Below are 23,953 nucleotides of genomic sequence, written 5' to 3'. Positions count from 1 at the left end.
CTACTGGCCCTCCCGGGGACGACCCGTCTCACCCTTGCCGGGCATGTCCACCTTGGGTTCCTTGGCGGCCGCCTGTTGGGCGTTCGCCGCCTGCTCCAGGGAGCCGGCCATGTAGTGGCGGGTGGCCTCATCCGCTCCGTGCAGGGACTTCGAAGTCCGCTTGGCGATGTAGAGGAGATCCCGGCCCCAGTGCTCCGCGAACTGGCCCAGTGCCGAGCCGACCAACCCGACCGTGCTGGTGTACGGCCCGTACTGACTGGTCAGCGTCCCCGCCGCGGAGGCGGCTTCCTCGAGAGTGCCCTGCATCGCCGAGCCCGCGTCCGACATGTCCTTCGCCGCGGTTGCCGTCTTGGACAGCACGCTGTACACCCCGGCCGGATGGATGTCCCACCCCGTCACGACATTCCCCCTCGTCCCCGTACCTGCCGGGCATCTGCCCGCCGTGCGCCTGCCGCTGTGTCAGCCGATGTTGTCGACAGCCGACTTGGCTTTGGCCAGGGTCGACTGGGCGGTGCCGTCGTTCTGTTCCATCGTCGAGCGGACCAGCCGGATGATCTCGCGGACCTCGCTGGCCACGCGGTGCCAGCGGACTTCCTTGCCGTGGTACTCGTCGGCGACGCCGTCCGCGGTGAAGTCGGCCATCGCGGTCTTGACCGCGCGGTCGCGGTCGGTCAGTACGCGCTCCAGCTGACCGATGACGCCGGCGAGGCTGCCCTGGACCTCGGCGGAGGCGCCGGTGTCGTAGGAGCGCCGGTCTTGGTTCTGAGCCATGATCGAGTTTCCCCCTGAAGTTGGTGACGGATAAGGCGGCTTGACGGCTGGCGGTTACGACGCTCAGCGTGCGCCGAAGCGGGCCGCGTCGAAGTTGGCGGCGCCCATGTTCTGGTGCGCGTTGTCGCCCAGCTCCACATCACCGCTACCGAACGCGGTGTCCATGCCGGACTGACCGCCCAGGATCGCACCGAGCGAGCCGTTCAGCTCGTTGGTGATCTCGTCGGCATGCGCCTTGAACGCGTCGAACGCCGCCTTGCCCGCCCCGTTGAACTTCCCCTCGAGCGGCTCCGCCGCCTGGATCAGCAGTCTGATCAGCGCGCCCAGGTCCTCGCTGGAACCGACGGTGCTCTTTCCGAGCTCCGACAGGGTCGTCGACCCCATGTCGAACTTCATCAACCCACCCCCGTAAGTGTGTTGTGTGCCATTGCTGCATGATCGCCGCGACGTGATCGTGTGTCACGCACGCCTCACAGCTCATCGAACATCCTCTCGTGCCACACGTTGCAGGCGCAATGTAAAAGGGGCCGAAGTGGCGTGATCTAGTTCATGAGGGGCCGTGAAAGACGTGCGGGGTGCAGCGCGGCCGGTTCCCCGCCCGGCTACTGCCCCAGGTCACCTGGCCCAGGCCGCCCTGCCAGGTCCGCTCGAGCAGCCCGTATCCGCCCAGCTCGGAGGGTTCAATTGGAGCTGGGCAGCGTGAACCGGCAGCCGGAAGGGGCGATCACGGACGGGACTCGAATCCCCCTCCACAACGCGGTGCAGGATCCCGTGCCTTGGGAGGTGACGATGGTCGGCCAGACCGCCGGGCTGAAGACTCTCCTCCTTGCATCCTTGCAACGGGTGATAGTCGTATCTGACGTAATGGTGAGCAGGCAGACGCCCCGGGTGCCGCACTCACGCGAGCAAGCACGCCTTGGAGTGGGAGGTCTTTGCAGAGGAGACGCTTGTCGCGATGACCGGGCCCGTGAGGGGGCGTCGATGGCTTTGCCAATGCCCCTACCTACGGGTCCCCCTGCTAGAGAGGAAGCCCCCCTCGCCACTCTTTGTTGCAGGTCAGTTGGTGCGTGACCCCCTCCTGCGTATCCTGCAACTTTTATGTCCCTCTGGACAATGAATAGATGCGTGCGGGGGAGCGCCCCGAAGGTTTGCTGTTTGTGCGTTACGGCGGCAACCGCTGTTGACCATCAGCGCGGTCAGCCGACGGCATGCGCTTCAAGACGCGTCGACGTAGGCGAGATGGGTGCCGCAGATGGTGCAGCGGAAGAGCATGGCGCTTGCGTCTTCGCCGAGGTGGGTCAGGAAGCGCTCGAGCTGGGCAGCATCGTGCCAGCCGCCCATACGCAGGTCGAGACGGAGCTGGTCGAGGGCGTCCGGGTGGGCCGCCAGTTCCGTGTATCCGACCTCGCCGATGAAGGCGGCAGCGTCCCGGCAGTGGACGAGCCAGTGCGGATCCTGCCAGGCATGGAAGCCAGGAGTGCGACGGGTGACCTCTCGCAGGGTCTCCTCGCTGACGCCGACGAGCCCGTAGGAGTCGGTGAATTCACCTGCGAATCGTTCGGCGGCGCTGCCGTCGGCGATGCACCAGGGGCAGAAGTCCCCGTTGACCTCTTGAGCGGTATAGAAGGTCGCGGTGTAGATCCACCCCGTGCTGCGGTTGCAGCAGACGCACTCCTCGGCGCTCGCACGGATCGATCCGCTTGCGAGGGGGGCAGGGTGGTAGCGGAAGAAGGGCAGGCGGGTACTCAATGCTGCCGCCCAGGAAGGGAGATGGCGACTTCGTCGCCGGTGCTCTTTGAGTCGACGGCCGCTTCTGTGAACCCCATGGAGATGCACTCTGTCCACAAGGGTGGCTCTTGATCAAGCTGGTGGGGTCGAGGGGGCCGCCGTATGCGGCGGATGTCGCCTTCGACAGCACTGCGCGAGCGCCGACGAACAGTGTGACGTCCTAGTCCCAGAGCCTGAGTTCCCGGGTGGCCAGGTGCAGATGACGGGGCTCCGGCGGGTAGCTGGGCGGGGCCTGGAACCGCCATTTCTTGCCACGGTTGCCGCATCACGCGTTCCCCGATCTTGTGCAGGGAAGGTATGGGGAGGATCACTCGTCACGAAGGGACCGCTCATGCGCGGCTTCGCACACGTCTGGGCCCTGCGGCTCATAGTCCTTGGCAATTTTCTGCGCAAGGTCGTCGCACCGTTCCGCGTACGGGAGAGCCGGCAGTAGGTCCGGTCGTCTCCCCTTCTGCCGCCACTCCGTACCGTTCGCGGAGGGAGGTGGCGAAGGGCAGGGGGGTTGGGGAAGGGCCGGAGAGCATGACTCAGCACCTGGGCGACGCCGGCAGGGATCGGCCCGCCTGGTGCTGCTGTCCAACGCGCCGCTCTTGCTGGCCGCCACTCTCGCCGTCGGGGCCTGGTTCGGAGGGTGGGATGGACTTAGAACCGCAGGGATTGGCGTAGCAGGAGCCATCGTGGGTGCCTTCGCCCCGTACGCGGGCCGGGGGACGAGAGCGCTAAGGCTGATGGGCATGGCGTGCGAGGGGGACGGCAACGCCGGCACCGTCTCTGACCAGTGGCGCCGCAAGAGACACGCGCTAGAGGCCGACCCCGGCTCGGGGACGGGTCCGGGGGCGGACGGTCATCCGCAGGGCGCGCGGCCGAACGGTGAGCCGGGCGACCTGGCGGACGACCCGGCCCTCGGCGAGCTCCAGCCGTACCGAACGCAGCATCGTCGCGAGCGCCGTGACCATCTCGGTGAGGGCGAGTCGGTCCCCCATGCACTTGTGCTTGCCGTCCCCGAAGGGCAGGAACGCGCCCGGCGGCAGCGTCTGCGTGGCGTCGTTCCACCGGTTCGGGTCGAAGGTGAGCGGGTCGGGGAAGCGCGCGGGGTCGCGGTGCAGGGCGTGCTGGCAGTAGGCCAGTTCGGTGCCGGCGGGCAGCGTCCACGTGCCCAGCCGGGTCTCCTCGGTGGTGCGGCGGGTGACCAGCCAGCCGGGGTGGTGCAGCCGTAGGGTCTCGGTGATCACCCAGTTCAGGTACGGCAGCCGGATCACGTCGTCGAAGGCGACCGGCCGTTCGCCGAGGACCTCGTCCAGCTCGGCCAGGACCCGGGCCTCGACGCTGGGGTTGCGGGCGAGCTCGTACAGGGTCCAGGACAGAACCGACGCGGTGGTCTCGGTGCCCGCCACGGCTAGGGTGAAGATCTCGGAGCTGATCTGATGCCCGGTCAGCGGCTCGCCGGTCTCCTCGTCGATGGCGCGCAGCAGCATGGAGAGCATGTCCCCGGTGTCGTGCCCGGAGGCCTGCAGGTCGTCGACGGCGGTGTTGATGGTGGTGCGCACCCCGGCCCGGGCCCGGTCGAAGCGGCGGTTGAAGGGCAGCGGCAGGCGCTCGGCCCAGTCGGGCAGCATCATGCGCGCACCTACGCCGTTCATCACCACCGACAGGTCGCTGCGCAGCCGGCGGAAGACGGCGTCGTCGAGGCTGCCGGCGAACACGGTCTTGGCCAGCATGTCGAGACTGAGCCCGACCATCGCCTCGCGTACGTCGAGGGACCGCCCGCGCTCCCAGGCGGCGACCGTGGCTGTCACCTCGGCGCGCATGAGGTCGACGTACCGGCTGATCTCGGTGTGGGCGAACGCGGGTTGAAGCTGGCGGCGTTTGCGTACGTGGTTGCGGCCGGTGGCGGTGACGACGCTGTCGCCCAGCAGCTGACCCAGCTTGTCGTAGAGCCGGCCCTTGTCGAGGCTGGGTCCCAGGGCCTTGAGCATCTGGTGGATCAGGGCCGGGTCCTGGACCACGATCGTGCGCGTCCCGGGCTGCAGGACGATCTCGACGAGGGGTTCCCGTGTCTCGCGCAGCGAGTCGATGAAGCCGAGGTTGTCGCGCATCTTCAGCGCGTGACCGATGAGCGGAAACGATCCTGCGGCTCGGGGTATGGGGGGAGGCGCAGTGGACGTCACGGGTAATCCCTTCACGGCAATCGTGGGCGCCCCTATGACTTCCCTGAACATTCCCCAGCACAATCCTGTCATGAACGTGTCCTGCGCCACGTTGGACGCGCACCAGCCCCGCAAGCCTGCAGCAGCTGCTGGACGACGCGATCGCCTCGGCCCGCCAGACCAATGCCTCGAAGTCCCACGGCACCGTCACCACCGCAGCGGTCAGACTCTGGCTCCGACCATGATCCGCCGGACAGAACCTAGCCGGCTCGGCGTGCCCCTGCATATATAAAGACCGCTCAGTGCGGCGTTTTTGGACAGCCCCGATGAGCTGCTTTCCTTGGGCTTGAGCGGCGCTAGCGGCGGCCTGGACCGCACGTACTGGAACTGCCTTGCCTGGCCGGCTATTAGCCGTGATCTAGGGGCAATTCAGCTACTGCGTAAGGGTTCCGTAGTAGGCGTGTCGGTAGCGGCTACGACATGCTTTCCGCATGTGCTCAACCGCTGCGGGGTATGAGCCGGCATCCGTGTCGGCAGTGCTGGCGCACGCTGCCGGCCACGAGCAGGCCGCGTCAGTCCGTGTCCGTACCGGAACGGAGCCCAGTCGGACTCCAGAGCGCCTGTCTCGCGGTGTCACGGAGGCCGTCGAGTCCGTCTTGCGACTCGGTCGGACCGGGGCGCGAGGCCGGTGTAGGCCTTGCGGCCTCCAGTCGGCCTAATCCCAGACCGACGGAGTCCGTAGTCAGCCGCTCAGCGGAAGCACGGGTACGACTCCGCCGCCTCCGGCCCGCGAGCGCTTGACCGTGGTCGATGCGGAGTCGGGCCCAGGCCTTCTGTTCAAGGAGCGGCCAGCGGACCGCTCGGGTGCCGCCCCTGCCCCTGCCGCACCTGACGAGATCATCTGGGTGCGGCTCAATGTGCCTGTGTGGCACGGAGTCTCACATGGCGTCCTTGAACAACCGCCGTATCAACTCCGGGTAGGGAGAAGCGACTTCGGACAGCACTTCCTTCAACGCCTCGGGCTGGCCCACCCGGAGCGGCGTCGGAGTCCCCATGAGGCCAGGGATGGAGGAGAGGTCTCCGCCGCCGAAGCGTGATTCCGGTGTGGCCGGGAGATGTACCTGGTAGGTGCGCCAGACGCGAGCCGGGGGATTCAGCAGGACCAGGTGGGGAGCCGCTCAGGCGACGAATGCCCAGCGGTTCCTGCTCCGGGCCCGGACGAGCACGCCGTTGGTGTGCTGCCGCCCGCGCCGGTCGGCGGCTCTCGCCACCACTGGGACTGGATTCCCGAACGAGCCCGCGATCTCCCAGATGCCGTCCTCGCACGTGCTGACCGCCGGCGTCGGTGGCGGTCAGCACGTGCGTCAGCCACTCCTGCTCGGGCGCCGACGGAACACCGAGGACCGCATGCCGGTCGCGCCGCCGCTCAGCAGGAAACGGGGGCCGCGATCGGACCCGCTCGGTGCCCAGCTGTGCGTCGCCCCGGCCGCGATTACTCCCACGGGAGTACGCCCGCTGACGACTCTCGGTGGATGATCTCGGTGCCGTACAGGGCGATCCTTGTGGGGCAGGGACGAAAGCCGTCGAGATCGTCGGCCAGGACAGACAGGAACCGACGTGGAAGCCGACTCCCAGGCCGGGCAGATCGAGCCCCCACCCGCGGATTCCAATCCCGCACACCCGGCGTCGCAGCGCCGACCGAAGGCCAGGCGGTGGTTGCGGCGGCTCGTGCTCAGCTGCTCCGTCCTACTGCTGGTCGTCACCACAACCTCCTTGGTCTACAACGCATTCACGGCACAACGCGCCGCGCCCCCCACAGGGCTGCGCTACGTCCAGGCGGCCGACATCCGCACCCGTTACCAGACATGGGGCACGACCGGCTCGCCCATCGTCCTCGTCCACGGTGCCTTCGAGCAGGTGGACACCTGGTCACGGCTCGCCCCGCTGCTCGCGCGCGATCATCGGGTCTACGCGCTGGATCTGACCGGAGACGGCTACAGCCAGCGCCGCGGCCCGTACACCGTCGACCACTTCACAGAGCAATTCCTGGGCTTCCTCAGTGCCATGCACCTCGGCGGGCCGGGGGAGCGGCCCCTGTTGGTGGGTCACTCCAGTGGGGCCGCCGTCGTCGCGGAGGCGGCGCTGCGCGCGCCGGGGCGGATCGGGAGTGTGATGCTGCTCGACGGGGACGCCCTGGACACCGGCGCCGGTCCGCCGTCGGCCCTCAAGTACGTGCTGATCGATCCCTATCGGACCAGCCTGCTGCGCCTGGGACTTGGCGTCGACTGGCTGATCCGCTCCTTCTACGACGCCCAGTGCGGACCGGGCTGCCCGCGCCTCGACTCCGCCGGACTGGATCAGTGGCGTCTGCCGCTGCGGGTGCCGGGCGCCGAGGCCGCTCTGTGGAGCATGCTCGGCGAGGGCGTGCCCGGCCTTCCGGAGAGCCAGGTGGCCCGGCTTGCCGGACTCCGCGTTCCCAAGTCGGTCGTGTTCGGCGCGCAGGACGACGTGTTCAGCAAGCAGACTCCGCAGCAGACGGCCCGGCGTATCGGCGCGCCGCCCCCCACCCTCATTCCCCGGGCCCGCCACCTGACCATGATCTCCAGCCCCCATGAGGTCGCGGCAGCCGTGGAAGCCCTGGCGGGCGGGCACCCCGCTGCGCCGTAAAGTGGCGCCGTTACCGAGTTGGACGGCACGTGAACGGCCTCACGGGTGATCGGCGGACCATGCGAAAGGTGACCATGCGCTCCTTGACCTTCGTCATCGGTACGGGACGCAGTGGCTCGACGGCGCTGTCACGCATCGTCAACGCCCACCCGGACGTACTGAGTCTCAACGAGTTCATGGCCTCGGTGGGCGACACCGCCTTCCCCGAAGGGGAGTTGACCGGTGAGGAGTTCTGGCAGACGCTCTTCAGGCCCGCCCCGCACTTCGAGCGGATGATCCGTAGTGGGCTGCCGTTGCCGGAGTTCCTCTACACACGTCGCCCCGGGAGATACACGGCGGAGACCACGGGTATCCCCGCGCTCTCCCTCATGGTGCTGCCTCACCTCACTGACGACCCGGACGGGCTTCTCGACGAACTCGGTGCAGCGGTGGTCCGGTGGCCCGAACGGGCCGCCGCCGAGCACCACCGGGCACTGTTCGACCTGCTGTGCGCGCGGTTCGGGCGGACCGCCGTCGTGGAGAGGTCCGGCTACTCGACCGGCTGGGCGCCAGGACTGCGGGCCGCGTTCCCGCACGCGAGGTTCGTGCACATGTTCCGGGACGGGCCGGACTGCGCCCTGTCCATGAGCCGCCATCCGGGATACCGCACGATCTCACTGCTGCGCGAGATCAAGGCACGAGCCCGCGTCGACAGTCTGGGCGACCTGACGCCCGAGCACGTGCGCGCGCTGCCCGCGGACCTGGCCCCGCTGCTCGACGAGCGCTTCGATCCCGCGCTCGTACGCGACCGGGACATCCCCCTGCGAACCTTCGGCGCGCTGTGGTCGGAACTCGTCACCGAGGGCACACGGTTCCTCGGCGAGTTGCCCGCCGACCAGCGCAGCACGCTCTCGTACGAGAACCTCCTGGACCGTACCGACGAAGAGCTGACCCGCCTGGCTGAGTTCATCGGCGTCGCTCCCCTGCCCGAGTGGCTGCTCGCTGCATCTGAATCGCTCGACCACAGCCGCCGCGGTGCCGCCAGCAGGCTGCCGACGGCCGAACTCGACGAACTGAGCGAGAGCTGCGCACCTGGCACCCGCGTTCTGCAGGGGGAGCCGGGGCGCTGACCTGACCCCCGGTTCGCGGGTCCGCGGCACAGCCGTCACCCCCGCCGCAAAAGCGTCTCCATTGTCGCCTCCAGGTACTCCGGAAACCCCTCCGCCGACGGCAGCGCCGACGGCACCGCATGCCCCAACTGGCTGTGCCCCAGATAGAAGCTGTACGCCATCAAGCCCCGCTCTCGTGCCTCGTCCTCCGTGAAGCCCACGTCGGCGAAGAGCCCGGTCAGGTAGTCGATCCTGCGCTCGGTGACCTGCCGTAGTGCGGCCGCGACCTGGGGGTGGTCGGTGCTGGCGAGGAGTGAGAGTTCGAGGGGGTCGGCCGTGCCCGGCTTGGTGACCCGTTTGAAGAGGGCGCGCAGGCGGTGCTCCGGATCCGGTTCCGTCTCCACCGCCGCGATGATCTCGTCCGTGTTCGCCTCGACCCAGCGGGCGAGTGCCGCCTCGATCAGGGCCTCGCGGTTGGTGAAGTGCCAGTAGAAGCTGCCCTTTGTGGTGCCGAGGCGGGTGGCGAGCGGTTCGACCGCCACTGCTGCGAGGCCTCCGCCCTCCCGGATTGCGGTGAGGGCGGCCTCCGCCCAGTCGAGTGCCGTGAGCCTGGGCTTCTTGGGCTGCTGCCGTTGCACCATGTCCATACGCTACCGTATGGTTTCCATACGCCAGCGTATGGAGGTGCGCGATGCGCAAGGACAGGCCCGTGGCGGTGGGGTTTCCCGTAGGCGCTCGGTTGATCAGGGCAGCCGTGGAACGGCCCGACTATCAGGATGCGTACGCCATGCAGCTGCGGCCCGGGATGCCGCGCGATCCGGCCGCCTGGACTGGCATCCTGCGTGACGCCTTTCCGGTCGTCGCGCGGGAGGACGGCGAGGTGCTCATGGAGGTGAGCGCGGGCGGGCTGGATGCCTGGGCTTCGATCGTCGTCGATGCCGAGTCCGTCGTCCTGTGCAGCTCCGTGAAGACCAACGCGTGGCGTTCCAGGCTGTATTGGGGTGTGGTGAAGCGGGTGCATCCCTTCATGGCCCGGCTCATGATGGTCCGCACCCATCGTCGGCTTGCCGCCCTCGCAGCAGCACGGAACATCACATAGGGAGTCGCCCCGCCACGTAGTCCTCCCGGAGTGCGTTCTTGCGGATCTTGCCGGAACCGGTCAGCGGGAAGCCGTCTACGAACACCCAGGTGCGGGGCGTCTTGTGCGGGGCCAGGTGGGCGCGGACGTGGTCGAAGAGTTCCTTCTCACCCACCGTTTCTCCCTCCGGGTTGAGGCGGATGAACGCGGCGACCCGTTCGCCCCAGACCGGATCCGGTACGCCCACGACCGCCACCTCGGCGACGGCAGGGTGTTCGGCCAGCACCTGCTCGATCTCGCGAGGGTAGATGTTCTCGCCACCGCGGATGATCATGTCCTTCAGGCGGCCGTCGATACGGCAGTAGCCGCGGTCGTCCATCGACGCCAGGTCGCCGGTGTGGAGCCAGCCGTCGGCGTCGATGGCCGCGGCGGTCGCCTCAGGGGCGTCGAGGTAGCCGGTCATCACGTGGTAGCCACGGGTGCAGAGCTCGCCGGTGACCCCCGTCGGTACGACGGCGCCCGCCGCGTCCACGATCTTCACCTCGGCCAGCGGCAGGGGCCTGCCGACCGTGTGGGCGCGGTCGTCGGGCGTGTCGTCGGGGCGGGTGATGGTGATGCCCGGGGAGGCCTCGGTCTGGGCGTAGATGATGGACATCGGTACGCCGAAGGCCTCCTCCACCCTGCGGACCAGCTCGGGCGGGACGGAGGCGCCGCCGGACAGCATGTACCGCAGTGACGAGAGGTCGGTGCGGGGGAGTGCCGGGTGTTCGAGCATGGCGATGAGCATCGTCGGGACGCCGCCCATCGCCGCGCAGCGTTCGGACTCGGTGAGTTCGAGCATCAGTCCCGGGTCGAAGTACGGGGGCAGGACATGGGTGCCGAGGCTGCCGATCGACGCGAGGGTGGCCAGTACGCAGCCCGCTGTGTGGAACAGCGGCATCGGGTTGAGTTGGGCCTCGCCCGGTTGCAGTGCGAAGGTGCGGACGTAGGCGATGCGCGCGTTGTTGGTGATGCCGCGATGGTGCAGGACCACGCCCTTCGGCAGCCCGGTGGTGCCCGAGGTGTACTGGATCTGGGCCGGTGAGGAGGGGGCGACCTCGGGCAGCTCCCGGCCGGCGGAGCCCTCGGCGCAGAACTCCGCCCAGTCCTCGAACAGCACGCTCGTGTGCAGGTCGGGCAGGTCGTCGCGGATGCCGGCCAGGGTGCGGGCCATCGGGTTGCCGCGGTACTCGTGGCGCAGGAAGACGCCGGCCGCCCGGGAATGGCCGAGCACGTGCCTCAACTCCGTCTCGCGCAGGGCCGGGTTGACCGTGACGAGCGTGATGTCCGCGAGAGCCGCGGCGAGTTCGAGGATCACCCACTCCGGGATGTTGTTCGCCCACACCGCCACCCGCTCGCCCGGCGAGAAGCGGCCGAGCAGGGCCCGCGCCGCGCGCTCGGACTCGTCGAGCAGTTCGGCGTACGTCCACGTGCGGCGCTCGGCGGGCTCCGGCACGCCCTCGACCAGGGCGACGGTGTCGGGTGCCTGCCCGGCGGCGCGGCGCAGCAGTGATCCGACGGTCTCGTCCAGTACTTCTACTTGCTCGCCGGACTTGCCCGGCCAGTACGACGTCGCCACCATGTCAGCCCCCTGGCCCCTCGTACGGTGTGCCGTGGCCGGCCGGCCACGGCGCCAGTATCCGGACCCCGGCCCGCGCGGAGCAACCGGCGCGGGCCCAATTCCCGTTCCGGGCAAGCTAGTTGCCGGACAGGGCGCTGGGGACGTATCAGCTCCCGAGGGAACGTGCGGTGACCTTCGCCAGATGCCGCGTGAACACCTCCCGGGTGTCCGGTGTCAGCGTGCGCAATGCCACCAGAGCCGTGATGACGACATCGCAGAGCTCGCCCTGGACGTCCTCCCAGGTGTGGCTGATCCCCTTGCGCGGGTTCTGGCCCGTCGCGCCGATCACCGCCTCCGCCACCTCGCCGACCTCCTCCGACAGCTTGAGCATGCGCAGGAGCATGCCCTCCCGGCCGCCGTGCGGACGGTTCGCGTCAAGCCAGGTCCACAGATCGTCGACGGCCGCCCAGAGGTCGGGGGAGGCCGGGGGCTGGGTAGCAGTGGGGGGCTCGGCGAGAGTCGGCGTTTCGGGGAGCGGGGCCTGATCAGTCATGGGCGCAGCCTGCCCGACCGGATCACTCCCTGAACAGCGTCTCCCGGTCACTCCCCGAACAGTGTCTCCCGGTCACTCCCTGAACATCGCCTCCTCCTCCGCGAACAGGGCCTCCTGCTCGTCCGGCTTCTGGTCCCGCAGCCTCTTGTTCCGCGCGCCCACGACCAGTGCCGTGGCCGCCGCCGTCACCCCGAGTGCCGTCGGGACCATCCAGCCGCGGTCGAAGACATGGCCCAGCGCGTGGTCGAGGGAGAGACGGCCGGGGCCGGCGACCGCGAGGCCCGTGGCGGCCAGGGCGAGGGTGGCTGCGTACTCGTAGCCGCCCTCCGCGTTGAAGAAGCCGTTCGGGGCGTGCACCGCGGACGCCCCGGCCATTGCGCCGGCCGCCGCCGCACCCGCCGCCGGGGTGGCCAGGCCCAGCGCCAGCAGCGTGCCGCCGCCTGCCTCCGCGAGGCCTGCCGCGGTTGCGCTCGCCTTTCCGGGCGCGTAGCCGACCGACTCCATGAACTGGCCGGTCCCCTCGATACCGTGTCCGCCGAACCAGCCGAACAGCTTCTGCGCGCCGTGCGCCGCCAGCACGCCGCCAGTACCCAGCCGGAGCAGCAGCAGGCCCAGATCACGCCGGTCGTAAGAGCTCATGATTTCTCCCGGGACAGACAACACGGACAATGGAGCCGGACAACCAACACAGACAATGGAGCCGGTCAACGGGAACACTCCCCTCCGCGTGTCCACCGTCCCACTCCTCGCACCCCGCGGACCCGTCCGCGCAGCCGTTCGGGTGGCGGGTCCCGGCGGGCGGTGTGAGTCTGCTGGCATGACGATTCAGCCAGCCAAACTCACCGACCCGGCCGTCCGCGCGTTCGTCACCGCCGTCAACGCCCACGACCGCGATGCCTTCCTCTCCCTCCTCACGGAGAACGCGACCATGGCGGACGACGGCTCCGACCGCGACCTCACCGAGTGGATCGACCGGGAGATCTTCACCTCCAACGGCCACCTGGACGTCGACAACGAGTCCCAGGGCGGCCGCGCCCTCCTCGCCCACTACCGCAACGACGCCTGGGGCGAGATGCGCACCCGCTGGAACTTCACGATCGAGGACGACGGCAGGATCTCCCGCTTCGAGACCGGGCAGGCCTGACAGCGACAAAAACCTTGCCTTCGCGTGCACTTCAGCTTCTAGCGTCTTCGGCATGGAGACGATCAGGAAACTGGGCCGCAGCGGTATCGAAGTGAGCGCTCTCGGATTCGGCTGCTGGGCGATCGGAGGCGAGTGGCAGACCCCCGACGGGCAGCCCCTCGGCTGGGGCAAGGTCGACGACGACGAGTCCGTACGGGCGATCCGGCGCGCCCTGGACCTCGGCGTGAGCTTCTTCGACACCGCCGACGCATACGGCACCGGACACAGCGAGCGCATCCTCGGCCGTGCGCTCGGCACCCGCCGGGACGAGGCCGTGATCGCCACCAAGTGGGGCAACGTCTTCGACGAGCGGACCCGCACCGCCACCGGCAGCGACGACTCCCCCGAGCACGCCCGCCGCGCGCTGACCGCATCGCTCCGGCGGCTCGGCACCGATCACGTCGACCTCTACCAGCTGCACATCTCCGACGCCGATCCGGAGCAGGCCGCCCGGCTCCGGGACCTGTGCGAGGAGTTCGTCAAAGAGGGGCTGATCCGCGCCTACGCCTGGAGCACCGACGACCCCGCGCGTGCCGCCGTGTTCGCGGAGGGGGAGCACTGCACGGCCGTGCAGTTCACGGCCAACGTGCTGCAGGATGCACCCGACATGTTCGCCCTGTGCGAGAAGCTGGGGCTGGCCGGCATCAACCGCGGTCCGCTCGCGATGGGGCTGCTCACCGGCAAGCACGCGGCGGGGCGGAAGCTGGAGGCCGGGGACGTCCGCAATGCCCCGCCCTCGTGGCTGCCGGGGTTCAAGCACGAGGCCGGTGCCGACGAGGAGTGGCTCGCCCGGGTGGAGGCGCTGCGCTCCATCCTGACCTCCGACGGGCGCACCCTCGCCCAGGGCGCCCTCGCCTGGCTGTGGGCGCGCAGTCCGCGGGCGATCCCGATCCCCGGGTTCCGCTCGGTCGAACAGGCCGAGCAGAACGCCGGCGCGATCGCCAAGGGGCCGCTCACCGCCGGGCAGTTGGCCGAGATCGACCGGATCCTCGGGCGGTGAGCGGCCCCGGGCCGCAAGTGGGCGGCGCTCAGTAGGCCTGGTTGCCGTACTGCGCGTACTGCTGCTCACCGCCGTACGGCGACTGCTCCGTCAGCGTCAGCTGCCCCGCCTTGATGGTCGCCAGGCGCGGGGCGCGGCGGGCGATGGACGAGTCGTGAGTGACCATGATGAACGTCAGGCCGTGCTCGCGCCACAGGCCCTCCAGCAGGGCCATGATGTCGTCGCGGGTGCCCTCGTCGAGGTTGCCGGTGGGTTCGTCGGCGAGCAGCACCTTCGGCTTCTTGACCAGGGCGCGGGCGATGGCGACGCGCTGCTGCTGGCCGCCGGACAGCTCGGTGGGGACGTGGGAGAGGCGCTCGCCGAGGCCGACGGAGCGCAGGGCCTCGGCCGCGCGGTCCCGGCGTTCGGCCGGCTTGACGCCGAGGGGGACCAGGGCCGTCTCGACGTTCTCCTGGGCGGTCAGCGTCGGGATGAGGTTGAACGACTGGAAGATGATGCCGATCTTTTCGGCGCGCAGCCGGGTCAGCTTCGCCTCGCTGATCCGCGCGAGGTCGACGCCGTCCAGCTCGACGCTGCCCTCGGTCGGGCGGTCCAGGCCGCCGATCATCTGCAGCAGCGTGGACTTGCCGCCGCCCGTGGGGCCCTGGATGACGAGCTGGTCGCCGTCCTCGATGGTGAGGTCGATGCCGCGCAGCGCCTCCACCGTCTCCTTGCCCCGCGTGTAGCGCTTGGTGACGCTGGTGAGTCTGTACATGGGTGCTCCACAGAAAGGTATGGGGTGGCCACAGAAGGTATGGGGTGGGGCGCCGCCTCCCGGGGGGATGTCGGAGGCGGCGCCCCAGTTCAGGGGGTGATGCAGGAGGGTGATGCAAGGGGAGTGACGCAGGGGGTTTAAGACACGCTGCGCAGCGCGTCCGCCGGGCGCATCCGGGAGGCGCGCCAGCCGCCCATGGCACCGGCGATGAGGCCGCCGGTGACCGCCAGGCCCACCGCGAGCGCGATGGTGGTCAGGGAGACGGGCGCGGACAGGGCGATCTCCATCGTGTTGGACGCCGACTGCTGGCCGGGGCCGCCGCCACCGGGGCCGCCCATGCCACCGCCCATGCCGCCACCGCCGCCGGAACTGCCGAGCTGCGCGGTGAGCTTCGGGCTGATCGCGGTCACCGTGTAGGCGGCCGCGAGGCCCAGGCCGATGCCGAGGGCGCCGCCGAGCAGTCCGTTGACCATGGACTCGCCGACGACCTGCCGGGTCACGTTGCGGCTCGGCCAGCCGAGCGCCTTCAGGGTGCCGAACTCACGCACCCGGCGGGAGACCGCGGAGGAGGTCAGCAGCGCCGCCACCAGGAAGGCCGCGGCCAGCACCGCGATCGACAGCCACTTGCCGACGCTGGTCGCCAGGTTGGAGGCGGTGGAGAGGGAGCCGGAGACGGTGGACGCCAGGTCGGCGGAGGTGGTGACCGTCGTACCGGAGATGTTGCTCTGGATCGTCTTCTTGACGGTGGCGATCTGCTTGGAGTCGGTCGCCTTGACGTAGATCGTGGTGACCTTGTTCTTGGCGTCGCCGAGCGTCTGCGCCTGCTTCAGCGGGACGAAGACATCGGTGGTGGACTCGCTGCTGTCGGGTGTCGCGATGCCGATGACGGTGAACTTGGTGCCGTTGATCTTGAAGGTCGAACCGACCTTGTACTTCTTGGACTTGGCGTACGACTTGCTGATCACGGCGGCCTTCGCGCCTGTCTGCGAGGCCGTGAACGTCTTGCCCGAGGTGATCTTCGAGGTGGCCAGCGGGCCGAGCTCCTGGTCGGTGACGTCGATGCCGGCCACCGAGTAGGAGTTGACGTTGAAGGAGGCGCCGCCGCCCTGGACCTGCGGCTGGCCGCCACCGCTGCTGTTGCCGCCGGTGCCGCCGGGGCCGCCCTGCTGGGAGTTGGAGGACCCGGAAGAGGTGGTGGACTTCGCCTTGCCCTGGGTGAAGGAGCCGTCGACCTTGGTGACGTTCAGGGTGATCGCGCCGACCGCGGCGGACACGCCCTGCTGCGCGGCGACCTTGGTGACCAGCGCGGACGACAGGGCCTGACCGCCCTGTGTCATCACCCGGTCCGAGCTCTGCTTGGAGCTGCTGCTCTGCTTGGCGTCGAACTTGAAGTTCGGGCCCTGCGAGCTGCCCGCCTTGGGAGCCGACTGCGCCTTGGTCACCGTCATGTCGGTGCCGAGGCCGTAGAGCGACTTGAGGACCTTGTCCTGAGCCTGTGTCATACCGGCCGACACCGAGTTGACGGTGATGACCAGGGCGATTCCGAGCGCCAGACCCAGTGCGATGACCAGGGCCGCCTTCTTTCTGCGGCCCAGTTCGCGCTTGAGATAGATGCCAAACATCCCGTTCCTCGAAGGTTCTTGGCGCCCGCTGTGGGCGCTGCCACAAGCTAGGGAGAAACCTTTGAGCCAGACTGAGTAAAGGATGTGTCAGGGCTGAGAAAGTGAGGTGCCGGGTCAGAATTCCATAAGACAGGCAATTCCTATGCCATAGACGGTGTACTGCCAGGAAACCCCTGTTGGGTGGGTGTTACGGTCCCGGGATGCACGGTTCTTCTCCGCTCTCTCGGCGTGCCGCTCTGGGTCTCGCCGCAGCCGCCATTCCGCTTGCCGCGGCGACTCCTGCATCCGCCGCCAACACCGTCGTCGGTGGCGAGCGACTCGCCCGCAAGGGAATTCAAGTGAGCGGCGCCACAGGTCTGCCCGGGAAGCTCACCGCGAGTGCGTGGCTCGTCGCCGATTGCGAGAGCGGGGAGGTGCTCGCCTCGTTCGCCGCGCACCGCCGCCTGCCGCCCGCCTCCACGCTGAAGATGCTGTTCGCCGACACGGTGCTGAAGAAGTTCGACCGCACCGAGCGGTACAAGGTGACCGACGCCGACCTGGCCGACATCCCGGCTGGCTCCAGCCTGGTCGGCGTCAAGCCCGGGATCACGTACACCGTCGAGCAGCTGTGGCAGGGCGTCTTCCTGCGCTCCGGCAACGACGCCGTGCATGTGCTCGCCCATATGAACGGGGGAGTGGCGAAGACGGTCGCCGAGATGCAGGCCAGGGCCGAGGACCTGCAGGCCCTGGACACCCATGTGGTCAGCCCCGACGGCTTCGACCACAAGGGCCAGCTGTCCTCCGCCTACGACCTCACCCTCTTCGCCCGGCACGGCCTCAAGAACGCCGACTTCCGCGAGTACTGCCACACGAAGATCGCGAACTTCCCGGCGGGCGGCAAGAAGACCTTCCAGATCCAGAACACCGACCGCCTGCTCACCGGCGCGTGGGGCGTGAAGACGTACGACGGACTGATCGGCGTCAAGAACGGTTTCACCAGCAACGCCGGCAACACCTTCACCGGGGCCGCCACCCGCGGCGGCCGCACCCTGCTGGCCACCGTGATGCATCCCACGAGCGGCTACAACGCCGTCTACGAGGAGACGTCCGCGCTGCTCGACTGGGCCTTCACGCACGGGGGTTCGGCCCAGCCGGTGGGCACGCTGGTCGAGCCGCTCAGTGAGGGCGGGGCGAGGGCGACGCCCACGCGGAGGACGGCCCAGGCGGCGGCCGGCGCCCCGGGCACGGGCTCCGGTGGCCCCTCGGCCTGGCGGCTGCTGGAGGGTGCGAGCGGCACGGTTGCCCTGCTGGCGGGCGGCGTCTGGGCGCTGCGCAGGCGCGGCAAGCGCGGCGGCAAGCACGCCAACTGACGTACACGGCAGCCGTTCCACGTATCGGTGCGTACCTCGCGGTCCCACGCGAGATCCACCCCCACCCGATGCCGTGGAACGGCTGCCGTCTCCCCCCTCGGTTTGGTCTACGGAACTACGCTCCCCCAAATGTGAAGCTCTTGTGGAGGAGATTTGAGCATAGGTCCACGACCGGCCGCAATGACCCGGAAGGTCATATTCCGCTTGTGCAAGTTGATGGGCGGAGGGTCTGTGGGGGCCGTCAGCCGCGGCCCACGTACGGCATCGCGGTCGCCAGCACCGTCGCGAACTGCACATTCGCCTCCAGCGGCAGCTCTGCCATGTGCCGCACCGTGCGCGCCACATCGGCGACGTCCATCACCGGCTCGGCCGCGATCTCGCCGTTGGCCTGCAGCGCTCCGGTCTGCATCCGCGCGGTCATGTCGGTCGCCGCGTTGCCGATGTCGATCTGCCCGACCGCGATGTCGTACGCCCGCCCGTCCAGCGAGAGCGACTTCGTCAGTCCGGTCAGCGCGTGCTTGGTCGCCGTGTAGGCGACGGAGTGCGGCCGCGGCGTATGGGCGGAGATGGAACCGTTGTTGATGATCCGCCCGCCCTGCGGGTCCTGTTCCTTCATCTGCCGGTAGGCCGCCTGCGCGCACAGGAACGCCCCGTTGAGGTTGGTGTCCACCACATGCCGCCACGCGTCGTACGGCAGCTCCTCGACCGGCACCCCTCCGGGGCCGAACGTCCCCGCGTTGTTGAACAGCAGGTCCACCCGCCCGAACCGCCCGACGGCGGCGGCGAACAGTGCGGCGACGTCCTCCGGCTGCGAGACATCGGTGCGTACGGCGAGGGACGCGCCGCCGGGCACCAGCGCCGCCGTCTCCTCCAGCGTCCCGGGGCGCCGCCCCGCCAGCGCCACCGACCAGCCCGCACGCAGCAGCTCCACGGCGACCGCCCGCCCGATGCCGGAACCGGCGCCGGTCACCACCGCGATCTTCGATTGCATTCCAGTCCGCTCAGTCTCCAGGGCACTCATGGGCCCGCAGCGTAGGCGAGGGACCGGACGGGTCCGGATCGCGGTGTGGTATTCGGCAGTGTGTGCGAACTGAGAACATGGGGGGCGCAGCATTCGGAGAGGGACCGGAGAAGGACCGGAGAGGGAGGGGAACATGCCCGAGCAGGGGGCATCGACACCGCACATAGAGCAGGCGGCCGGACCGGAAGCGGAACCGGCCGCCGCCCGTACCGTTCCCCGCACCGGACTGCTCGTCACCCTGATCCTCGGCGGCCTCACCGCGACGCCCCCGCTGGCGATGGACATGTACCTCCCCTCGCTCCCGGAGGTCACGAAGTCCCTGCACGCGCCCGCGGCCACCGTCCAGCTCACGCTCACCGCCTGTCTGCTCGGGATGGCGCTCGGACAGCTGGTGGCCGGCCCGATGAGCGACCGGTGGGGCCGCAGGCGCCCGCTGCTGACGGGCCTGGTCGCCTACGTCGTCTCGACCGTCCTGTGCGCGTTCGCACCCACCGTGGAGTCCCTGGTCGCCTTCCGGCTGGCGCAAGGGCTGGCCGGCGCGGCGGGGATCGTCATCGCGCGCGCCGTGGTCCGCGACCTGTACGACGGTGTGGCGATGGCCCGCTTCTTCTCCACCCTCATGCTGATCGGCGGGGTCGCCCCCATCGTCGCGCCGCTGATCGGCGGGCAGATCCTGCGGGTCACGGACTGGCGGGGCGTCTTCGTGGTGCTCACGGTCGTCGGGACGGTGCTGACTGCCTTCGTCTGGGCAAAGCTGCCCGAGACCCTCCCGGCCGGTGAGCGGCACGGCGGGGGAGTCGGCGAGGCCCTGCACTCGATGCGCCGCCTCCTCGCCGACCTGCCCTTCACCGGCTTCATGCTGGCGGGCGGGTTCGCGTTCGCGGCACTCTTCGCCTACATATCGGCCTCGCCCTTCGTGATCCAGGAGATCTACGGCGCCTCCCCGCAGACCTTCAGCCTGCTGTTCGGCCTGAACTCGGTGGGGCTGGTCGTCGTCGGCCAGATCAACGGAAAGGTGCTGGTCGGAAGGGTCCGCCTGGACCGGGCGCTGGGCGCGGGACTGCTCGTGGTCATCACCGCCGCGACCGCGCTCCTGCTCATGTCCACCGGCGTCTTCGGTGATGTAGGACTTGCTCCCGTGGCCGCCGCCCTCTTCGTCCTGATGTCCGCGATGGGGGTGACCCTGCCCAACGCCCAGGCCCTCGCCCTGATGCGCACCAAGCACGCCGCCGGCTCCGCGTCCGCGCTGCTCGGCACGTCCTCGTTCCTCATCGGCGCCGTCGCCTCCCCGCTCGTCGGGATCGCCGGGGAGCACACCGCAGTCCCGATGGCCGTCGTCCAACTGGCCGCAGCGCTGGTGGCACTGGCCTGCTTCATGGGAATGTGCCGACCCGGGAACGGGCGTACGAGCGCGGAAGGAGCGGACAGCTGAGCGCACCGAGACTGCGCAGGGACACCCCCGAACGGGCCGGACTCGACCGCGGCGAACTCCGCCGCCTCGTCCGGGAGGTCCACGACCTCACCACCGGCGAACACCCCTGGGCCGCGGGCACCGTCGTGGCCGCCGGGCGCGGCCCGGTGATCGCCGTCGAGGAGGCGGCGGGCTGGGCCGTGCGGTACGCGTCCTACGACGCCGAGAAGGACCGCGGAGTCGAACTCCCGCCCTCGGCACGAGTCCCGATGACCGTCGACACACCCGTCGACCTGGCCTCCCTCACCAAGCTGTTCACGGCGGTCGCCGCCGTGCAGCAGATCGAGCGCGGCACCCTCGGAATCGACGCCCGGGTCGGCGCGTACCTCCCGGAGTTCCGCGCGGCCGTCCGGCACGGCATCACCGTACGACAACTGCTCACCCACACCTCCGGGCTGCGCCCCGAACTCCCGCTGTACGACTGCGCCGACGACGCGGAGCGGCTGGCGAAACTACGCGCAGAGGCGCCGATCGGCGTACCCGGCACCTACACCTACTCCGACCTCAACTTCCTCCTGCTCCAGTTCGTCCTGGAACGGATCACCGGCCGCACCCTCGACGTCCTGATCCACGACGGGATCACCCGGCCGCTGGGCATGCTCTCCACCGACTTCGGCCCCTGCCCCGGCGCGGCGGCGACGGAGGACCAGCGCCGGCCGTGGGCCAAGGCGGACCGGGGGATGGTGCGTGGCGCCGTCCACGACGAGAACGCCTGGGCGCTCGGCGGCATCGCAGGCCACGCGGGCCTCTTCTCCACGGCCTCGGACCTGGCCGTCTTCTGCCGCACCCTCCTCGCCGGCGGCTCCTACGGCCCCGCCCGCATCCTCGGCACCGACTTCGTGGAGCTGCTGCTGGCCCCTCCGGGGTTGGGGTTTGCGGTGGATCAGCCGTGGTTCATGGGGGAGTTGGCGGGGCGAGGGGCGGCGGGGCATACGGGGTTCACGGGGACGTCGCTGGTGGTGGATCCGGCGACGGACACGTTTCTGGTGCTGCTGGCGAATACGGTGCATCCGCGGAGACGGGACGCCAATAGCCGCCCCAGGGCAGCGGCGGCGACCCGCCTGGCGAGGGCGGTGTACCGCAGCCCGACCGGGTCTTGATCTTTCGCCCCCGCCGCCCCTACCCATTCCCGTCCCCTGGGGGCTGCCGCCCCCAGACCCCCGCTTCGGCCCTTAAGGGGCCTCGTCCTCAAACGCCGGACGGGCTGGTTCTTTTCAGCCCGTCCGGGGTTTGAGGACGAGGCCGTTCAGGCCGATGGGGGTCCAGGGGGCGGAGCCCCCTGGCGGGGTCGAAGGGGCAGCGCCCCTGGGGACGGGACGGGTAGGGGCGGCGGGGGCGAAATAGAATCGCCGGGTGAACGACCCCGCATCCCCGGCAGACGTCCTGCGCAGCAGCCTCGCCGCCCTCCTCGACGGCCTCCCGCCCAAGCAGGCCGCCCAGGCCGTCGACCGCCTCATCGCCAACTACCGCGGAGCGACCCCCACCGACGCCCCCATCCTCCGCGACCGCGCAGACGTCGCCGCCTACGCCGCCTACCGGATGCCGGCGACCTTCGAGGCGGTGCGCTCGGCGCTGGAGGCGTTCGCCGAGGCCGTGCCGGACTGGGCGCCCGGCAGCCACACCGACGTCGGGGGCGGCACCGGTGCCGCCACCTGGGCCGTCACCGCCACCTGGGACGGCGAACGCAGCGTCACCGTCCTCGACTGGGCCGACCCCGCCCTCGCCCTCGGCAAGGAACTCGCCGCCGCCAACCCGGCCCTGCAGCACGCCAGTTGGCGCCGCGCCCGCATCGGAGCCGCGCTCACCCTCGACCCCACCGACCTCCTCACCGTCTCCTACGTCCTCAACGAGCTCACCGAGCCCGACCGCGCAGCCCTCGTCGACGCCGCCGCGGCCGCCGCCCAGGCCGTCGTGATCGTCGAGGCCGGCACCCCCGCCGGGTACGCCCGCGTCATCGAGGCCCGCGACCGCCTGATCGCCGCCGGCTTCCATGTCGCCGCGCCCTGCCCGCACAGCGCCGGCTGCCCGATCGTCCCCGGCGAGGACTGGTGCCACTTCTCGGCCCGGGTCAGCCGTTCCTCCCTGCACCGCCAGGTCAAGGGCGGCTCGCTGCCGTACGAGGACGAGAAGTTCAGCTATGTCGCCGCCGCCCGCTTCCCGGTCGCCCCGGCGCCCTCCCGCGTCGTACGCAAGCCCCAGATCCGCAAGGGCCAGGTGCTCCTGGACCTCTGCGAGACGGACGAACAGCTGCGCCGCACCACGGTCACCAAACGCCACGGCGACCTGTACAAGGCGGCCCGGGACGCGGACTGGGGGGACCCCTGGCCGCCGCACACCCCGCAGCCGTAGCACCGCGAACCGCAGAACCACAAGCCGCAGAACCACGAGCCGGTACCGTCGGTTCCATGGTCAAGAAGCCCGCCCCCGACTCCGCCCGCCGCAGCGAGAGGTCCCGTCGCGCGATCTACGACGCCGCTCTCGCACTCGTCGCGGAGGTCGGCTACCCCAGGACGACCATCGAGGGCATCGCCGCACGGGCCGGCGTCGGCAAGCAGACGATCTACCGGTGGTGGGAGTCGAAGGCGGACGTCCTGCTGGAGGCCTTTCTCGACCTGAGCGAGCAGGCGTCCCGGGACGCGGGCCCGGAGTACGGGTTCGCCATCCCGGACACCGGCGACCTCGCCGCCGACCTCAAGGCCGTACTGCGCCTCACCGTCGACCAGCTGGGGGACCCCCGCTTCGAGGCCCCGTCCCGCGCCCTGGCCGCCGAAGGCGTGGTGAACGAACAGCTGGGCCGCGTCTTCGTGGCCAAGCTCCTCGAACCCTCGCTCCAGCTGTACGTCGACCGCGTGCGCGCCGCGCAGTCGGCCGGCCAGGTCCGCCGGGACGTCGACCCGCGCATCGCCCTGGAACTGTGGGTCTCCCCCCTCGCCCAGCGCTGGCTGCAGCACACGGGCCCGATCTCGTACGACTACACGGACACCCTCGTCGAGTACGCACTGAACGGTCTTGCCCCCCGTACCCCGGATGTCCCTTCTGGTCCTTCTGGTACCCCGGAGCACGGTCCGGTGGGACCATAGGGCATGCTGTTCCGCACGACGGCAAGGCGAGGGGATAGATGAGCGCGGAGTTCGGCGGACGCACCGGCCGGCAGGGCAGGCTCTCCCAGTGGCTGCGTGGCCGCCGCCCGAAGGAGACCGGCGCCGACGAAGGCGGCCGTGAGGCCCTGCTGCTCGCCGCCGCCGGAGCGGGACTGCCGCTCGCGCCCGCCGCGTATCCCGCCCCCGGCTACCGCTGTTCCTGCGACCGCGTGGGCTGTCCCACCCCGGCCCGGCACCCGGTGTCGTTCGCCTGGCAGACGCAGTCCACCACCGACCGCGCCCAGATCGAGCGCTGGGCCCGCAACCAGCCGCAGGCCAACTTCATCACCGCGACCGGCATGGTGCACGACGTCCTCGACCTGCCCCTGGAGGCGGGCCGGGAGGCGCTGGAGCGGCTGCTCGGGGCCGGCATCGAGGTCGGGCCGGTCGCCGAGAGCGACGACGGGCGGCTGCTGTTCTTCACCCTCACCCGCGGTACCCCCGAGGACGAGGACGAGTGGTGGCCCTGCGAGCTGGACTGCCACCCCGAGACGATGGACGAGCACCCTGGCCTCCGCTGGCACTGCCGCGGGTCGTATGTCCTCGTACCGCCCGCCCGGCTGCCCGGCGACGACGGCCAGACCGTGCACTGGGTACGCGGCCCTGAACACCCGCTGCCGGACCCGCTGAGCCTGCTGGAGATCCTCACGGACGCCGGCGCCCGCTACGCCGTCGAGGAGCCCGACCACGCGAACGCGGCCTGGCCCCTCCGGCGTTGAGC

At 70.0% G+C, this 23,953-nt stretch carries 23 protein-coding genes; 11 read left to right on the top strand and 12 right to left on the bottom strand.

Features of this window, described 5'->3' with window-relative positions; genetic code table 11:
- The 5 genes from P2Q00_RS10580 to P2Q00_RS10560 form a co-directional block, all read right to left on the bottom strand.
- Positions 1-399 (bottom strand): DUF6507 family protein, encoded by a 399-nt coding sequence (locus tag P2Q00_RS10580; RefSeq protein ID WP_275771755.1) that lies wholly within the window; start codon positions 397-399, stop codon positions 1-3.
- Positions 400-459: 60 nt separating this feature from the next.
- Positions 460-771 carry a pore-forming ESAT-6 family protein gene (locus P2Q00_RS10575; protein ID WP_275771753.1) on the bottom strand — a complete coding sequence of 104 codons (312 nt, stop codon included), beginning with the start codon at positions 769-771 and terminating at the stop codon, positions 460-462.
- A gap of 63 nt (positions 772-834) precedes the next feature.
- Positions 835-1,167, bottom strand: coding sequence for a hypothetical protein (locus P2Q00_RS10570; protein WP_275771751.1), 333 nt, complete (start codon positions 1,165-1,167; stop codon positions 835-837).
- An 819-nt stretch (positions 1,168-1,986) separates the two neighbouring features.
- Entirely contained in the window at positions 1,987-2,520 is a 534-nt protein-coding gene (locus tag P2Q00_RS10565; RefSeq protein ID WP_275771750.1) for a CbrC family protein, read from the bottom strand.
- An 839-nt stretch (positions 2,521-3,359) separates the two neighbouring features.
- On the bottom strand, positions 3,360-4,778 hold the full coding sequence (locus P2Q00_RS10560) for a cytochrome P450 (protein WP_275771749.1): 1,419 nt from the start codon (positions 4,776-4,778) through the stop codon (positions 3,360-3,362).
- Between the two features lie 1,545 nt (positions 4,779-6,323).
- On the opposite strand from P2Q00_RS10560, the gene P2Q00_RS10555 reads away from it, so the two are divergent.
- Entirely contained in the window at positions 6,324-7,373 is a 1,050-nt protein-coding gene (locus P2Q00_RS10555) for an alpha/beta fold hydrolase (protein WP_275771746.1), read from the top strand.
- Positions 7,374-7,447: 74 nt separating this feature from the next.
- The gene (locus P2Q00_RS10550; RefSeq protein WP_275771744.1) at positions 7,448-8,482 is read left to right on the top strand and encodes a sulfotransferase family protein; all 1,035 of its coding nucleotides are present in this window, start codon (positions 7,448-7,450) and stop codon (positions 8,480-8,482) included.
- A gap of 35 nt (positions 8,483-8,517) precedes the next feature.
- On the opposite strand, the gene P2Q00_RS10545 is transcribed toward P2Q00_RS10550, so the two are convergent.
- Positions 8,518-9,102 carry a TetR/AcrR family transcriptional regulator gene (locus P2Q00_RS10545; RefSeq protein ID WP_425579524.1) on the bottom strand — a complete coding sequence of 195 codons (585 nt, stop codon included), beginning with the start codon at positions 9,100-9,102 and terminating at the stop codon, positions 8,518-8,520.
- Between the two features lie 50 nt (positions 9,103-9,152).
- On the opposite strand from P2Q00_RS10545, the gene P2Q00_RS10540 reads away from it, so the two are divergent.
- Entirely contained in the window at positions 9,153-9,560 is a 408-nt protein-coding gene (locus tag P2Q00_RS10540; protein ID WP_275771740.1) for a DUF2867 domain-containing protein, read from the top strand.
- Here P2Q00_RS10540 and P2Q00_RS10535 read toward each other — a convergent pair.
- From P2Q00_RS10535 to P2Q00_RS10525, 3 genes are all read right to left on the bottom strand, one after another.
- Entirely contained in the window at positions 9,553-11,160 is a 1,608-nt protein-coding gene (locus tag P2Q00_RS10535) for an AMP-binding protein (RefSeq protein ID WP_275771738.1), read from the bottom strand. The genes P2Q00_RS10540 and P2Q00_RS10535 overlap by 8 nt on opposite strands.
- A 145-nt stretch (positions 11,161-11,305) precedes the next feature.
- Positions 11,306-11,692 (bottom strand): MazG-like family protein, encoded by a 387-nt coding sequence (locus P2Q00_RS10530; RefSeq protein ID WP_275771737.1) that lies wholly within the window; start codon positions 11,690-11,692, stop codon positions 11,306-11,308.
- Between the two features lie 72 nt (positions 11,693-11,764).
- Complete coding sequence (locus tag P2Q00_RS10525) at positions 11,765-12,331, bottom strand: DoxX family membrane protein (RefSeq protein WP_275771736.1); 567 nt, start codon at positions 12,329-12,331, stop codon at positions 11,765-11,767.
- A 178-nt stretch (positions 12,332-12,509) separates the two neighbouring features.
- On the opposite strand from P2Q00_RS10525, the gene P2Q00_RS10520 reads away from it, so the two are divergent.
- Positions 12,510-12,836 (top strand): nuclear transport factor 2 family protein, encoded by a 327-nt coding sequence (locus tag P2Q00_RS10520; RefSeq protein WP_275771734.1) that lies wholly within the window; start codon positions 12,510-12,512, stop codon positions 12,834-12,836.
- A 52-nt stretch (positions 12,837-12,888) separates the two neighbouring features.
- Entirely contained in the window at positions 12,889-13,875 is a 987-nt protein-coding gene (locus P2Q00_RS10515; RefSeq protein WP_275771732.1) for an aldo/keto reductase, read from the top strand.
- 28 nt (positions 13,876-13,903) lie between these two features.
- On the opposite strand, the gene P2Q00_RS10510 is transcribed toward P2Q00_RS10515, so the two are convergent.
- Together P2Q00_RS10510 and P2Q00_RS10505 are read right to left on the bottom strand one after the other, a co-directional pair.
- Entirely contained in the window at positions 13,904-14,629 is a 726-nt protein-coding gene (locus tag P2Q00_RS10510) for an ABC transporter ATP-binding protein (protein ID WP_275771731.1), read from the bottom strand.
- A 137-nt stretch (positions 14,630-14,766) separates the two neighbouring features.
- Complete coding sequence (locus tag P2Q00_RS10505) at positions 14,767-16,251, bottom strand: ABC transporter permease (protein WP_275771729.1); 1,485 nt, start codon at positions 16,249-16,251, stop codon at positions 14,767-14,769.
- A 200-nt stretch (positions 16,252-16,451) separates the two neighbouring features.
- Between P2Q00_RS10505 and P2Q00_RS10500 the strand changes: the two genes are divergently transcribed.
- Entirely contained in the window at positions 16,452-17,600 is a 1,149-nt protein-coding gene (locus P2Q00_RS10500) for a D-alanyl-D-alanine carboxypeptidase family protein (protein WP_275771728.1), read from the top strand.
- Positions 17,601-17,841: 241 nt separating this feature from the next.
- Here the strand turns inward: P2Q00_RS10500 and P2Q00_RS10495 are convergent, their stop codons facing one another.
- A complete protein-coding gene (locus tag P2Q00_RS10495; protein WP_425579525.1) occupies positions 17,842-18,591 on the bottom strand; it encodes an SDR family oxidoreductase in 750 nt (249 codons plus the stop codon).
- 163 nt (positions 18,592-18,754) lie between these two features.
- Here P2Q00_RS10495 and P2Q00_RS10490 point away from each other — a divergent pair, with 163 nt between their 5' ends.
- The 5 genes from P2Q00_RS10490 (at position 18,755) to P2Q00_RS10470 (ending at position 23,951) form a co-directional block, all read left to right on the top strand.
- Entirely contained in the window at positions 18,755-20,053 is a 1,299-nt protein-coding gene (locus tag P2Q00_RS10490; protein ID WP_275771724.1) for a multidrug effflux MFS transporter, read from the top strand.
- Positions 20,005-21,192, top strand: coding sequence for a serine hydrolase domain-containing protein (locus tag P2Q00_RS10485; RefSeq protein WP_275771722.1), 1,188 nt, complete (start codon positions 20,005-20,007; stop codon positions 21,190-21,192). Before P2Q00_RS10490 ends, P2Q00_RS10485 begins: the two co-directional genes overlap by 49 nt.
- 253 nt (positions 21,193-21,445) lie before the next feature.
- Positions 21,446-22,441: a small ribosomal subunit Rsm22 family protein gene (locus P2Q00_RS10480; protein ID WP_275771721.1), complete on the top strand. Its 996-nt coding sequence runs from the start codon at positions 21,446-21,448 to the stop codon at positions 22,439-22,441.
- Positions 22,442-22,497: 56 nt separating this feature from the next.
- Positions 22,498-23,172 (top strand): TetR/AcrR family transcriptional regulator, encoded by a 675-nt coding sequence (locus tag P2Q00_RS10475; protein WP_275771719.1) that lies wholly within the window; start codon positions 22,498-22,500, stop codon positions 23,170-23,172.
- Between the two features lie 38 nt (positions 23,173-23,210).
- Positions 23,211-23,951, top strand: a complete 741-nt coding sequence (locus tag P2Q00_RS10470) for a bifunctional DNA primase/polymerase (protein WP_275771717.1) — start codon at positions 23,211-23,213, stop codon at positions 23,949-23,951.
- Positions 23,952-23,953 lie beyond the last annotated feature (2 nt).

The organism is Streptomyces coacervatus, from assembly GCF_029223485.1.
GTDB lineage: Bacteria > Actinomycetota > Actinomycetes > Streptomycetales > Streptomycetaceae > Streptomyces > Streptomyces coacervatus.
This window is presented reverse-complemented; position numbering and strand designations above follow the sequence as displayed.